A 14,222-nucleotide genomic window follows, 5' to 3' on the forward strand; every position below is an offset into this window, starting at 1 on the left:
ATTAATAATTCATATATTTCTAGACGCTTATCAGGATATCCCGCGATCTGGATGAAGTGAGTTCAACTTACATGTGATTGCTTACCTAGCGTAAACTTATCAAGCAGCGCTTGCGGAACAGGAATAACAGAGTATCGAACAAAGACGACTAACGTCACTATTGCCACAAAACTGCCTAAAACAAAGTCATGAACATCAACCAGCACCAAGCCAAGAACTCGATCACCAATGATGGCTAGTATTGCGATACTCAGCGCTGCTATCCATTTACGGTGATCATAAGGTAAATATTCCATTTTTTGGCTCACGATATAGAGCAGTGACAGCCTCACGGCATAAGTACCACAAAGCACCACTACCACGGCCCACACGCCATAAATCGGTGTCACAACAAGATAGCCAATGGTTGCTAAGATCGCACAACCACCCTGTATCCACATTTGCGACTGACTTGAGTCACCGCTAAAACAACCGAGGTTAAGGTAATCCCCTGCATTCTTAATCACGCCGATGGCCAAGAGTGCCACGACGATGGTACCCGCATATTGATAACTGCTGGGCAAAATCAAAGTAATAAAACCGGGTACAGTGAGGATCATCAAACAACCCAACACAATGGCCAGATTAACGCCAACTAGCGCTCTGTCCGCACACTCTTTCTTACCATCAGGTTGTTGCAGCATGGCCACCCGATTTGGAAACCACCACAAAGCATAAGGCTGTAGTAGTAAGCCAAGAAGCAACGCAAACTTACCACTGACCGCGTAAATCGCCAGTTCTTCAACGCCCACAAAGCTCGCCATCACCCAGCGGTCTAGCCCTGTGATCATATACATCGAAGCTCCACCGACTAACGTGGGCAATCCAAACTTTAGGATCTTAGCGGAGTACTTGAGGCTGCCAAACGTGCCCATCTCTTGCCATTGATAACGCAGTAAACACAGCATCAACAGCACGCTAGAAACAGCGGCAGATATTAGTACACCATCAATGCCATAACCGGCTTCAAGCAATGCAAACGTCATTGCAGCTTGCACACTCGCCTTCAACACATTGAGCATGCAAAAGCGTTTAGCTAACGTATTCATTCGCATCAGTGTTAACGGGATAGAAATCGCACCATCTAACATGGTCGGTATCAATAGAAGTAATATTTGATAGGGCCGAAACTCGACGGGCAACATCAGTAACAACAACGGCATACTAAGAGCAATTAAAGCCCCACCTAGCACACAGACCAAGACACTCAACGTGAAACAGTTCGAGACAAGCTTTCTCTTTTCTTCACCCTCAGCGACGCCCACATACCGGTACATTGCCTCAACAATCCCAAAGCTAAATAGGATCGTCCCGATGTCAGCCAACAAGACGATGGCTTCTAAAGAACCGTATTCAACCAACGTCATCTTATGGGTGATATAGGGGATCATCACGAGCGAGATCCCTTTCATCATCACGATGCCGATGGCGTAATAGGCCGACTGTTTTAATGAACCCATAGATGTCACCTATTCCTTACAATGCAGGCATTAGGAAACTTTTACAGTCCCCAAGAAGATGTCGTAAGGTTCTTTTTTGAGGAGCCAACGCTAACGAGCGGATGCTATAAGACATGGCCCGTCGGTTCTGTTGTAAGCCTCTGTAATAGTCGGCGTAACCTTCTAGTATTCTTGCCTTTGCAATTTTGAAACTGGACGTCCGTAAGTTCCATCTCAGACTGTCATCTTGGTAACGTTGAAGAATGGTTTCGATAGACTGCAAATTTCTCAATTTAAGACTTTCAGTTTGGGTAACGGAACTCGCTCTCATCAAGTAACCAACCTGCACGGAGTTCAACACACCGATCTGATGGCTTTCACTCATTCGAAGCCACAGTTCCCAATCTTCCCCATACTTAATGTTAGCATTGAAACTGTCTGTTTGAGAGAACACATCCGCTTTTACCATGACCGTCGATGTTCCAATTACATTGTTTTCAATGATGAACTCCAACGGGTTCTCGATATTGATGAACAGCTCGTCTTGGTCTTGAAACTGCGACCAGTAACTAAAACAGTCGACTATCACTTGGTAGTCTTCAGTGAGGTGCTCGTAGTTAGTAAAGCTCATCGCAAGATCTGGGTAGCGCTGATGGAACTCGAGTTGTCGTTCGATTTTTTCTGGAAACCAAAAGTCGTCAGCGTCTAAAAAAGCAATGTATTCACCGGTCGCCTTTTCAATCCCTAGGTTTCTCGCTTGAGGCGCGCCAACACCCAAAGTGGATAATTTAATGATGCGTTCATCATAGATTGACGCGAGATAAGTAGACGTTCCATCGTTGCTGTTGTCGTCAATAATGATCAACTCCACGGCTTGATGTGTCTGCTTCAGTACGCTGCCAATTGCCTTCGGCAGGTAATCCAAACAGTTGTAGGTCGGGATAACAACACTTACTTTAGCCATAATGACGCCCCAGAATTATACGTTATATGGCTGACGTTGCAGGTTCTATGCCGAGAGTGTATTGCTATGAAATCACTTTTAGATCAGTCGCCTACGCAGACACTCTCAAAATGACGAATAGGGTGATCAGACATGAGCGTCAAAACTCCAATTTGATTATCAATTTGAGAAAATGAGCGACTTCTGGGGGGATAACCTTTGGAAAACCATCGAAAGCCCTCCAAAGCTACGATTTTATCTTGGTTCGTATTTTGCTTATTTGACTTTAATAGCATTAGTCAAAGGAGCAAAAAATGAAGAAAGTAGCATTTATAGCACCAACTTATCCTGTACTCAGCGAGACCTTCATCCAAACAGAAGTCGACTCGGTGAAAGCTTGTGGACACGATGTTTGCGTGATGGCATTTGAGATAGAAGAGAGTGAAAAGTCATTTGACTATGACATCATAAAAATTGGTAAGGATGTTCGGGCGGGTAAGATAGCCAGCATCAATTGGTTTGGCTTTCTCCGGGCGGTATCCTTTGTTTCCAAGCAAACCAGTATGCCAAAAAAATCACTGTTCGCTTATGGATTCAAACTGGCGCTGCAACTCGCCGAGAACGACGTCGAACACGTTCATGCGCATTTCTGTCAGCACACTACAGCTCACGCCATCGTCGCGGCAAAGCTTCTGAATATCACCTGCTCGTTCGTTGCTCACGGTCATGATGTTTACGAGTTCGCTTATGATATTGAACAGAAGATTTCGTCGAGTGATTTTGTGGTCGCAGTGTGCAAAGACATGCTCACGGATTTCAACACCATGGCTAAGGGAAACATTAAACTCCTGCACTGTGGGGTAAATACCAAACAATTTCAACTACACCCAAAAACCGAAGCTAAGCAACTTCGTCTCGTTTTTCTTGGCCGATTAGTGGAGCAAAAAGGCATCCACCATCTTATTGATGCATTAGCGCCGATTGCCGAACCTCTCGACATTCATCTCGATATCATCGGTACTGGCGATTTAGAGCAACAATTAAAATTGCAGGTCAAAGAGCAAGGGCTCACTCGAAACGTGACCTTTCTTGGCGCTAAACCTCACGAGTGGGTGAAAGAGAAACTATCGAATTATGACAGCCTAATCGCGCCCTTCTGTTTTTCAGAAACTGGATGTGTGGATACAGGTCCACTGGTTTTAAAAGAAGCGATGGCCGTGGGCACACCAGTCATTACCACCAACATCATGGGATGCAAAGAGATCGTCTCACCAGAGACAGGTTTTGTGGTTAGCGAAAAGAACGTGGAAGAATTAAGAGAAGCGATTGAGCGTTTTGCACAACTAAGCAGTAACGATAAAGCATCGATGGGTTTAAAGGCACGTGAGAGAGTGAAAGACAGTTTTAATTCGATCAAACAAGCTCAGCAATTATCTCGTTGGATAGAGAACCCAGCTCAATAAGGATTAACACAGACAACTGAGCATCACACTAACTACTCAGCACCATTAAAAACTAAGCACCATAAGAAAACGGAGCACCACAAAAACAAAAGAGCGCTACATTGATTTGAAATGTAACGCTCAACTTAGCACAGCCTAATGATGGCAACTTATGCTTTCAGTAACTTTTATTAGCTTTTCATTAAGAAGCCTAGCTAGCCGGCTCGAAGTGCCAAAATAGACTCAAGATCTTCGATGTCACGATATTGAGCGAGTTCCTGCTCTTTCGATGAAATAGCCACAATCGACATTCTATCGGCCAATTCGTTACCTTCAATACCAACGTGTCCGTTCACATGGTAGATGGTGATTTTTGAAGCCAGTTCTTGGTAGAAAGCATACGCAGGCTTAATAATATCGAGGTTTTTGATCTCGCCGCCCGACTTAGTCCAGCCCTTTTTCTCCCAGCCCGTTGCCCACTTAGTAATACAATCAATTGAGTACTTAGAGTCACAATAAATCGCAACAGACAGACCCGCGTTTAACTTCTCTTTCGCGAGAATAAACGCTTGCTTAAGCCCATGTAACTCGGCGGTATTGTTGGTACCAACAGGCTGATACAAGCCATACCACAATTCTGTTAATTGGTTGTTTTGGTATACCGCTAAACCCGTCCCCGCTTCACCAGGATTTGGCTCACAAGCACCATCGGTAAAGATCTTGATATCAAAAGGCATATCTGTGATTTGCTGCTCCGAAAGAGGCGGCACCTTCACTTTCGTCGCCTTACCCGCAGAGCTTGGCTTTGTCGCTGTAGAACCTGACGCAGACGACGTTTTACCACCGAAAGCAGACTCAGCCTCGCCTAGTGTTGGAAACGATTTATATCTCGCACCAGCAAAGCCATCGACTTGCGCTTTACACTCGTTCCAAGTGGTAAAAATACCCGGTGTGCGACCTTTCCAAACCACATAATATTTCTTAGCCAAACTAACTCCTTACCAAAACCTAAATACACAATACCCACACCTAAAATGATTCAGCTATGGGGTAGTAATTATGCCTGATTACGCTTGAAACACATAAATCATTGCATGAAATGCAGCGTGTGTTTCAAGAATATCTACGTTATCGACCAAGTATAGAGCGTTATTTCTAATCACAAACCTAACGGCTTCTGATCAAGAACCTCTATGTGCTTCAAGGTCTTGTTTTAGTTTAGTCGTTAACTTTTGAACTTTTGAACTTTTGGGAGAACTTGTTGCATTAACGACTGAGTCATGATCATTGACTCTGTTGTCACGGTTGGCATTTTTTTCAGAATGCTTTTTCCATGTTCTGTTTTGTAGAAATCGATCATTGCACTGAGCTCTTCTTCAGTGAATTGATTGCTGTAAATCGTTACAATTCCTGGCTCTAGCTTTTGCCAGCTAACCTCCTCTTTCATTAAGTCGTTCATGCCCTGATAGTAATCATCAAAAATAGCTTGTTCTGACTCTGAAACCCCTAGGTCTTTAGACATATTAGCCATCATGCTATCCATTTGAACGTATACCGCGTCCAACGTGGAATCGACATCCATAATCTGAAGAAGCTCTTTTATCAGAGCTTGCCTATCATCTTGTGCCGCTGATAATTGCAGCGGTACGAGTAGAAATAAAATTGCGAAAAATCTATACATTTTGAGGTCCCTTTAGCTTGGTAAAACAGCTGAAATATCTTTCCAAACATCTCAACACATTGAATTATTTGCAAATTTACTCACTTTTTATCCATAAGTAAAACGAATTAAACAGTACAAAATAATATAAAATCAATTGCATTTGAATATCAGGAGTTTATTGGACAGATATGAGGAAGGCGAAGAGAGGAACAGAGCGCTTTTGAATAAAGAACCACAAGAGAACTAGAGCCTAAAAGCACTCGTTTCAAGTAATGAGTCATACACTTGAAACGAGGATAACTAATGGCGTGACACGACGTATCAATTGAGCTACGTATCAATTAAAAAGGTAATCAACCGCGACAAGGTTATAGAACAAAAACACCGCCATGCTAACGCCGATAGTCAGTAGCACATTGCCTGTTTTCCAAATCAACAGACCTGTGACCAGCGCGCCTATCAAGTATGGGTTTTCAAGGCTTGGCCAAAATGTCTGCTCTGGTGCAAATACAATCGGCCCCCAAATTGCGGTAAGCACAGCTGGGCTTGAATAGCGTAACAGGCGACGCGTGGTTTGATTTAATCGAAGCGGGATTGCTGGCTCTAGAAACAGGTACCGACTAAAGAAAACAATCGCAGTCATGAGTAATATCGTTAACCAAATCATCTCTATTTCTCCTCCACAATTGTCTTGTTGCCGTTGTTTCGCTCTTGGAACGATTCGCTGATAAAGCCCGCTAACATACCGGCAATCGCTGCAATCATTAGCCCGCCCTCAATATTGTTAACCGACATGGCAACCGAAGTGACCAATGAAACCACCACACACACTACGACGGGTAGAGTTCGGATTAATGGGAACACCAAGGCGATAAAGGTTGCTGCGACCGCGAAATCGAGCCCAATTTCATTGAGTGAAGGAATTTGGCTTCCCGCGACAATGCCGACAAAGCTCGCAATATTCCAAACGAGATAAAAACCGCCGCCTACACCCGCAGCGTACCAACGATTAAATTCTTTCTGAGACTGCCCACTACAAATCGCGAACAGCTCATCGGTGAGCCAAAATCCAAGTAATAGGCGCCAACGCGCAGGAAGATGGCTGATTTTGTCACGCATCGATACGCTATACAGAAAGTGTCTAGACGTGATGAATAAGGTAGTCAACAACATGGTGCCTAGACCAATACCCGCTTTAAACATACCCGCAGCGACAAGTTGTGCTGAGCCAGCAAATAGAATAGCCGACATCGCTTGCGCTTGAAGCTGACTCAATCCAGCATCTATCGCATATGAGCCCGCTAGAATTCCCCAAGGGATTACCGCAATGCTCAAGGGCATTCCCGCTAAAACGCCCTTCCATAACTGTGTTCGTCTATCCATTGTTTCACTATCCATATAGTTCTTTTCTCTCTTCACATTGGCTATTCAATGTAAGAGGAGTTGAGTCGGTTCGATTGTACAAACTTGCTCGATTTCATGCCCCTCTGTTTGCCGCACTTAACCGTACTTAACCGCACTTAACACAAGTTAGCCATGCCTTAGTTAGCCACGCAAGTTTAGAACATTTTGATGTATTGTCCCGGCGTGTAGCCATTGGCCTTTTTGAAGTGTCGATGAAAATGGCTTTGATCATGAAAACCACACTCTTGCGCGGTATCAGAAATGGTATGTCCTTGTTTCAATAACTTACGCGAAAGCCTTAACCGAGATTGGATTTGATACGCATGCGGCGGAAGACCAAATTCTTTCTGAAAAGAACGCACTAAGTGAAACGGGCTCAATGCCGCTAGCTTAGATAGCTCCTCTAGGGACACATCGGCTTGTGGAAAATCATCTAAGAACTCTTTCACCAAGACAAGCTGGCGCTGAGTTTTCCCGTCGAGTTGAGGGTTAAGCGGCGATTTTCCGTGTCGGCTAATCAGTTTAACCAACATCCCGTACATCAAGGTTTCTCTTAACAAGCGATTGTCAGATTCATCAATCGTGTTAAAGACTAATCTCAATTGATTGGCGAGTTCAGGGTCTTCAACAACCGCTCTTGGGAAATAAGGCGCGCCGTAGTTCGGTAGGTTAAGCTCTTGAGTGATCTTGGCAAGTTGCTCTGGGAGAGGATACATGGCTCGATATGCCCAACCACCTTCAGTGGCAGAGTGACCGCTATGAACTTCGTCGGCATTGACCAGAATAATCGCATCTTGTGGTGCAATATGATGCCCGCCCGTTCGATAGAAACGCTGAGCGCCCTGCTCAATAACCCCAAGCGTATAGCCCTCATGGCTGTGGCGCGAGAAGTTCTGCTTTTCGTATTCAGCATTAAGGGTTTCAAGGCCACCGAGCTCTTCTGTGATCTTATATTCGGCCTTTTCTTTAGAGCGTTTCTTGTTCTCCATAACAATCCCCAAGCCTGTTAATTATCGAGCGACTTATCAGTCTACTCTATAGGCTCTTTCAGCTTTTGTACAAAATTGCGCTTTTGTTTGTTAATACTGTTTTTATCGTTGGCTTAATAACGCTTTCTAACTGGGAGGAAAGTCTTGGTCTATAACTAGTTGGCGAGAAATTGACAAATTAGTGGGGCAATCATGGCAATACTCTCTTCAAATCATCGGCAACAGATCTAATACACCATGAAAAATACGCTAATCCTTTTCTTTTTCCTGAGCCTAACTGGGTGCACTCATAATCAATCAAAAGCACTGAGCATGAACTCCTCGCCAGTCAATACGTATCCTCAATCCATGTCGAACCTGCAACTGTGCGACACCTTGTATTATGGGCGCTCAAGCGACCAGACACTCGCAGCAATTGGCAGTGAGTTTAATCGAAGAGGATTATCAAAGAGTTGGTGTAATACTGAAGCCAATAAGCTTTATCTAACAAAGACGATTGATTGGGTTGCTGACCAAGTAGAAGACAAAGAAGATTCGGAGGAAGAAGCATCTGCCGCGGTGTTGCCTGCGAATTAAATGAGGCAATGACAGCTAAACGTCTGTTCGCACTTAATGACCTCGCTTGCTTAGGTAACTGTGTGACCTATTTTTACTCAAAAAATCCCAAGTTAACCTGGCTGCGTTCGAAGAAAAACAACCGCTTCTTTTCGCTACACAAATATTACGAGGGTACTCGGGCGCAAGAGGAATAACATTTACGCTGGGATGAGATTCTGGAACGGCAAGCTCTGCAACAATAGAAACACCTAAGCCCGCTCTAATCAAAGCAAGTATCGAGGTCAATTGAACAATGATGTGTTTTTCTCTAAGGCGAGATTTTGATAGCTTAAACCATTCTCTAATGAGCGCCTCGCTGCCCCCTTTACTCAATATAAAATCTCGATCTTCGATATCCACAGCCGACAAAACTGGCAGCTGGGATAAAGGGTCATCTTCATGAACTAAAGCCACCATACGGTCAGTAAAAACTGGGATGATATCTAGATCCAAATACTCTTTATCAACCGCGATTGCAAAATCTACGCGCCCCTCTCGCAATGCCAATAATGCTCCTTCGTCAGTAAACTCGCTTATTTCAATTTTAACTTGAGGTAAGTGTTGGCTGATCGCATGAATTAGGCTGGGTAAAATATGTGTGGAAGCGGATGCGCCAAAAGAAGCCACTTTCACCTGTCCAGCGCCATCTTTTTGAATAAGTCGAAGCTGTCTCAATAACACCCCTCCCTGCAACTCCTGCTGTTTCGCGAACTCAGCAATCAACCTCCCTTCCTCTGTTAACAATAAGGGACGACTGTCTCTTCGGACTAAAGCGAAACCTAACACATCTTCAGCACGTCGAAGAGCTTTGCTCGCTGCGGGTTGGCTGACTCCTAATACCAGAGCGGCATCAGTGATACTTCCGAGCGCTAGTAACTGCAGAAGTAATTTGGGAACTAATGATGGGATGCTTTCCAAGTCTTCAACCATTTATATAACCTCAGGTTATTTTGATATCTATCTCTATGCTAGCAGACTACTTTTTCCGAAAAATAGATACCAGTCACCCGGAGAAAACAAATGACTATAGAAACATGGCTAACCTTCTGCCTCGCTTCACTTATCTTAACCATGACGCCAGGTCCCAGCATTTTGTTGGGCGTCATTCATTCAATGAAATATGGCGTTAATAAAGCTATTTTTACGGCACTAGGCGATATCTCAGCAAACTTCATACAGATGATCATTGTTGCAGTTGGACTTGGCATCATAATGTCAACGTCTGAACTAGCGTTCGCCGTTATCAAGTGGCTTGGGGTCACAACATTGCTGTACATGGGTATCAAGATGTTGCGTGATAAACCTGAGTGTGATGCACAAATAACCACCAATTCACCCACCGCGATTTCAGGCCACAGACTCTATTTAAGTGGTTTCTTCGTTGCAGCGGGTAACCCCAAAGCGATTGTCTTTTTCACTGCATTCTTCCCCCAGTTCATAGACCCAACCAAGCCCCTGTTATCACAAATGTTGGTGATGTGCCCCACAATGGCAGTGTTGGATTTTACGTGGGTGATGATTTACGCCATCTCTGCCAAGAAGCTTCTTGGGTTTATGCAAGATCACCCAACGTACCTGAATAAAATCGGTGGCTCAGCGCTTTTAACTGCAGCCATCGCACTCGCAGTAACAAGTCACAGCTCCAACCTATAGTCGAGCCAGTAAAGGAAAAAACAATAAATTGAGTTTCATTCGGGAGGAAAACATACGTAAACACATCTCAATTTTAGACATACTTCAGATAGCAAGAGGCCACCCATAAAGAGCGGTTTTTTAAAAGAACTGGAACCCAGTCCTTTCCAAAGCCCCCTCCCACCTCCACACCTATGAGCTGATGAAAAGGTTGGCGTAACCGCTTAACTGATCAATGTCCAATTATCGGTTCCTATGAACCAACATGCCATAACTGCTAAGAATTTCATATTTTTTGACCTGCTAATCAAATTAACACTCTTACAAGTCGATGCTGAGATACCTAACTATGGTGTAACTCACGCGATCATGTCTACGGCCCTAACACGCCCAAGTTTTGCGATGCGCTTTACTGCACCATGGAGACGAATAATGACGTCCCCGAAGATTTTCGAAAGCAAACAACAGAGACTCTGGCGGCATGATGAAACAGCAGGGTTACACCGCCAACCGTAATGGTTCTGACATTAAGGCGTGTACTCATCACGACCACCCCAACCACTTCGTCAACAAAAATTCTCGATCAACAATGAAATCTTTTATTCCAAACACGCGAAGTATTTTAAATTGCACTACGTGCAATATACGAATAAATTAAGTTTACATTCGTAAACAACAAGATCTTATCGAATCTAAACATGAATCGTTATCGAACCAATTGAAACAGTATGAACTCAAGGTCGCTGATATCGCCAATGAATCAGACGAAGCAGAGACACGCTGGAAAAGAGACAAGAAGTTAATTCGTTCTCTTGTTCGCGCAACGTTAACCAGCAAATACCACAAAAAACTATCGATAGTGAATTAAGGATCAAGAAATGAAAAAATCAATTTTGGCGGTTTCGTTAGCAGCTGCGTTTTCTGTGCCAGCAATGGCACAGACAGCACCGCAAGCAACCCCTGACGCATTCCCGCAATTGACTCCAGTACGCGTACCAGTTGATCACTACGCAACTGGTCAAAGAACACCGGTTATGCATCCTCAAGCTACGCCTATGGCATACCCGACAGCTATCCAGCAAATCCCGGTTAAGCAAAGCATTCCAACTGCAACGCCGTATGCGTATCCAAATGCAATCCCGGTTAAGCAAGCTGTTCCGACTGCAACACCATATGCGATTCCAAATGCAATCCCGGTAATGCAGACGACGCCGCAAGCGATTCCAAATGCAATTCCAAACGCGATCCCGGTTAAGCAAGAAATTCCAACGGCAACGCCTTACATCTACCCGAAGATGCCGCAGCAAACCCCTGTTCTGCAGACGACGCCGCATGCGTATCCAAATGCGATCCCGGTTAAGCAAGAAGTACCAACGGCGACACCTTATGCGTATCCAAACGCGATCCCGGTAAAACAAGAAGTTCCAACGGCGACGCCTTACATCTTCCCTAAGATGCCACAGCAAACGCCAGTCCTGCAGACGACACCGCAAGCTATTCCAAACGCGATCCCAACGGTAGCGCAACAGACTCCATCACGTATTCCACAAGCTACACCGCAAGCAATTCCACAAATTGCACCGCAAGCTATTCCACAAGCTATTCCACAAGCTATACCAAATGCGATCCCGACTGCGATCCCGGTTAAACAAGAAGTACCTACAGCAGTACCTTATGCGATTCCAGACGCGACCCCGGTTCAACAAACAGCGCCGCAAGCTATTCCACAAGCTACACCGAATGCAATCCCGAATGCGACCCCGGTTAAACAAGAAGTTCCCACAGCAGTACCTTATGCAATCCCAACAGTACCGCAGCAAACACCAGTACGCTTAGATGATCTAACAAGTAAATCTTCGGATGCTGATGAAGCAGCAGCACCGCCAGCCAATGTTACGCTGAAAGCAACGCCAGTTAACACACCCTCAATCCAGCAAGCTACTCTGCAACCGGCAGTTTCTAAAATTAGTGAACAGGCTGGCCGCAACACACACTCTATTCAAGACCTGCAAGCTAAAACGAACAAGAACGAAAACGATATCAAAGATCTTCGCTCTGACTTCGAGCGTCAGGCTAAAGAGCTTGATGGCGTAGCGGCTACAGCTGGTGCGTTCGCTGGTCTGGTTGACCCATACGGCGTAGGCAAAACAAACGCTACGGTTGGCCTTGGCTACCACGGCGACGCTCAAGCTATCGCTGTAGGTGTAGGCCGTCGCTGGAATGAGCAATTTACGACTAAGCTAGGTGGCGCATACGATACAGGTTCAGAATCTGCAACGTTGTACGCTGGTGCAGCATACGAGTGGTAATTTGAATTAGACGCCATGGATGGCGTCAAAGCCCATCCAATTTCCATACATTTAGTAGAATCCCAAATTTTTCTTTCTACAGCCCCTCCTCCTTGGGGCATTTTTTCTTTCATTTTCAAAACCATATGACTGTTTTTAAGATCACATACACACAAATTAAGACCATCTAACAAGGTATGACAATGAAAAATGCGATAGAGACCTACGAGCGATACTTATCCAAGTTCCCTGCAGAGCGTCTAACGACATTCAATTGCCCTAGTTGCAAGAAGCAACTCAAAGACGTTCTAAACAAAGGTTCTTTTGATTGGGATTCAATGGCTTTCTGCCCTTATTGCCAGAACCACTATTTCAAAGTGACTAAAGCCAACAACGGCGCAATCTTGACCACAAAGGCTGACCAAGATGACTAAGGTCGCTTTACCACGCAAGAAATTTTCTAACGCTTGTAAGGCGTCTCTATTCGTTATCTACCCACCTAGAGTAACTTTCTTTGCTTTGGCTATATCCAGCATGACACCACAAACATACGCGATCGTGCACACTTATGTAATGAACTCCCCATACATGTTTATAACGGTCCTTTTTTACAACTTATTTATCAGTTCTAAGGAATTTTAATGTGGGTAAGCGCAACCGATCTAGAGATTGCAGTATTGCTAACAGTAGCAGCCATGGGATCTGGTTCTTTACTTCTAAACGGGTACCTCAAGAGTCTGAACAACAGTATCAAGTTAATGAAAGAGAAAGAACGCGCCAGCGAATTGAGGATAACTGTCTTAGATCGCTATAAGAATCGCCTTGAGACTTGCTGTATTCAACTTGAAAAGCTTTCAGTTAAACAGAGCGGCGTTATCGAAAGAGGTTTTGAGCGTCAACATAAACTGATCGGCGAGTACAACAAGCTGGTAATTAGTGAATCTGACTCAAGTATTTTATTCATGTTTGGCCATAAACCGACTAAGAACGAAATCAAAGCGCGTTACAAGATACTTTGCAAAGCATTCCACCCAGACGTTGGCGGCTCAGTGGAAGCAATGCAGATAGTAAATAATTCATACGAACAAGAGCTCATTAAATATGACATTGAATAATTTCCATGAGGCTCAGTATTTAACTTTGGCCCAAATGAAAGACCATTTGCGTTTAGCTGCCCTTAGCGCAAGCGATCAAGAAATTTCAGGTTTACTACTGGCTACACGATTAGTGGATACCATGATCAATCAAAACACGCTTATTACTAAGATTGAACGCGCCCCACAACTGGTGGATGCTACATATCCCCAACCACCGCGCCCACGTGAGCATGAAATGATTGCTATCACTGAGCTCTATAACGAATGGGCGTGCCGCGTTCCATACCTCCCGAATTCAAAGCAGGACTGCGTTACTTTGTTTTTCTCCATGAATCACGTGCAAGCGATGAATTTTGCGCCTAAGTGCCGTTTTGAAGACGTTCGCCGTGCACTTGAATACTTCATTGCCTTGCAGGAACAAGCATGAGTAAAGACAAGACAAGACAAGCTAAATATGACTTGTTAGCAATGAAGAGAAACGTTTTGGAAATTTGTATTTCAATGCTCCTACGCGAAATGCAGAACGAGAAAAGTAATTGCAACATTCACTGGTTCGAGACTATTGCCCGTCATATCGGCAGTGGTGAGATAAAACCCAATAGAAACGAATAAGCGGTTAGTTATGGATGCTAGTCGCTGTACACCAAGGGAAAGGTTAAGTAACCCGGTACACCCGGATAAGAGAGCAT

General features: G+C 44.4%; 16 protein-coding genes and 1 pseudogene. 9 read left to right on the top strand and 8 right to left on the bottom strand.

All coding sequences use genetic code 11. The annotated features are described in order from the left end of the window. Nucleotides 1-62: 62 nt before the first annotated feature. A complete protein-coding gene (locus tag AACU28_RS19785; RefSeq protein ID WP_121603483.1) occupies nt 63-1,499 on the bottom strand; it encodes a lipopolysaccharide biosynthesis protein in 1,437 nt (478 codons plus the stop codon). Between the two features lie 16 nt (nt 1,500-1,515). Then, entirely contained in the window at nt 1,516-2,442 is a 927-nt protein-coding gene (locus AACU28_RS19790; protein WP_121603484.1) for a glycosyltransferase family 2 protein, read from the bottom strand. A 293-nt stretch (nt 2,443-2,735) separates the two neighbouring features. Between AACU28_RS19790 and AACU28_RS19795 the strand changes: the two genes are divergently transcribed. Further along, nucleotides 2,736-3,884 (top strand): glycosyltransferase family 4 protein, encoded by a 1,149-nt coding sequence (locus tag AACU28_RS19795; protein ID WP_017100983.1) that lies wholly within the window; start codon nt 2,736-2,738, stop codon nt 3,882-3,884. Between the two features lie 194 nt (nt 3,885-4,078). Here the strand turns inward: AACU28_RS19795 and AACU28_RS19800 are convergent, their stop codons facing one another. From AACU28_RS19800 to AACU28_RS19820, 5 genes and pseudogenes are all read right to left on the bottom strand, one after another. Further along, nucleotides 4,079-4,852 (bottom strand): ribonuclease H1 domain-containing protein, encoded by a 774-nt coding sequence (locus tag AACU28_RS19800; protein WP_121603485.1) that lies wholly within the window; start codon nt 4,850-4,852, stop codon nt 4,079-4,081. Between the two features lie 192 nt (nt 4,853-5,044). Next, nucleotides 5,045-5,544 (bottom strand): annotated as a pseudogene (locus AACU28_RS19805) (DUF2059 domain-containing protein). 319 nt (nt 5,545-5,863) lie between these two features. Then, complete coding sequence (locus AACU28_RS19810) at nt 5,864-6,193, bottom strand: AzlD domain-containing protein (RefSeq protein ID WP_108189044.1); 330 nt, start codon at nt 6,191-6,193, stop codon at nt 5,864-5,866. A 2-nt stretch (nt 6,194-6,195) separates the two neighbouring features. Further along, on the bottom strand, nt 6,196-6,924 hold the full coding sequence (locus AACU28_RS19815; protein WP_108208911.1) for an AzlC family ABC transporter permease: 729 nt from the start codon (nt 6,922-6,924) through the stop codon (nt 6,196-6,198). A 161-nt stretch (nt 6,925-7,085) separates the two neighbouring features. After that, nucleotides 7,086-7,919: an AraC family transcriptional regulator gene (locus AACU28_RS19820; protein WP_102450208.1), complete on the bottom strand. Its 834-nt coding sequence runs from the start codon at nt 7,917-7,919 to the stop codon at nt 7,086-7,088. A gap of 237 nt (nt 7,920-8,156) precedes the next feature. Here AACU28_RS19820 and AACU28_RS19825 point away from each other — a divergent pair, with 237 nt between their 5' ends. Continuing rightward, a complete protein-coding gene (locus AACU28_RS19825) occupies nt 8,157-8,495 on the top strand; it encodes a hypothetical protein (protein WP_121603486.1) in 339 nt (112 codons plus the stop codon). A gap of 33 nt (nt 8,496-8,528) precedes the next feature. On the opposite strand, the gene AACU28_RS19830 is transcribed toward AACU28_RS19825, so the two are convergent. Continuing rightward, nucleotides 8,529-9,446, bottom strand: a complete 918-nt coding sequence (locus AACU28_RS19830) for a LysR family transcriptional regulator (RefSeq protein WP_121603487.1) — start codon at nt 9,444-9,446, stop codon at nt 8,529-8,531. A 90-nt stretch (nt 9,447-9,536) separates the two neighbouring features. On the opposite strand from AACU28_RS19830, the gene AACU28_RS19835 reads away from it, so the two are divergent. From AACU28_RS19835 to AACU28_RS19865, 7 genes are all read left to right on the top strand, one after another. Next, nucleotides 9,537-10,169, top strand: coding sequence for a LysE family translocator (locus tag AACU28_RS19835; RefSeq protein ID WP_004736413.1), 633 nt, complete (start codon nt 9,537-9,539; stop codon nt 10,167-10,169). A gap of 697 nt (nt 10,170-10,866) precedes the next feature. Further along, entirely contained in the window at nt 10,867-11,016 is a 150-nt protein-coding gene (locus tag AACU28_RS19840; protein ID WP_157372781.1) for a hypothetical protein, read from the top strand. A 10-nt stretch (nt 11,017-11,026) separates the two neighbouring features. Next, a complete protein-coding gene (locus AACU28_RS19845) occupies nt 11,027-12,457 on the top strand; it encodes a YadA C-terminal domain-containing protein (protein ID WP_259462838.1) in 1,431 nt (476 codons plus the stop codon). A gap of 182 nt (nt 12,458-12,639) precedes the next feature. Next, nucleotides 12,640-12,870 carry a hypothetical protein gene (locus tag AACU28_RS19850; RefSeq protein ID WP_050634774.1) on the top strand — a complete coding sequence of 77 codons (231 nt, stop codon included), beginning with the start codon at nt 12,640-12,642 and terminating at the stop codon, nt 12,868-12,870. A gap of 207 nt (nt 12,871-13,077) precedes the next feature. Beyond that, nucleotides 13,078-13,551 (top strand): J domain-containing protein, encoded by a 474-nt coding sequence (locus tag AACU28_RS19855; RefSeq protein WP_121603488.1) that lies wholly within the window; start codon nt 13,078-13,080, stop codon nt 13,549-13,551. Then, nucleotides 13,538-13,960: a hypothetical protein gene (locus AACU28_RS19860; RefSeq protein ID WP_102488130.1), complete on the top strand. Its 423-nt coding sequence runs from the start codon at nt 13,538-13,540 to the stop codon at nt 13,958-13,960. The genes AACU28_RS19855 and AACU28_RS19860 overlap by 14 nt, the downstream gene beginning before the upstream one ends. Beyond that, nucleotides 13,957-14,145 carry a hypothetical protein gene (locus tag AACU28_RS19865; protein WP_121603489.1) on the top strand — a complete coding sequence of 63 codons (189 nt, stop codon included), beginning with the start codon at nt 13,957-13,959 and terminating at the stop codon, nt 14,143-14,145. The genes AACU28_RS19860 and AACU28_RS19865 overlap by 4 nt, the downstream gene beginning before the upstream one ends. Nucleotides 14,146-14,222: the final 77 nt, after the last annotated feature.

This window comes from Vibrio sp. SBT000027 (assembly GCF_963894355.1).
Classification (GTDB): domain Bacteria; phylum Pseudomonadota; class Gammaproteobacteria; order Enterobacterales; family Vibrionaceae; genus Vibrio; species Vibrio splendidus.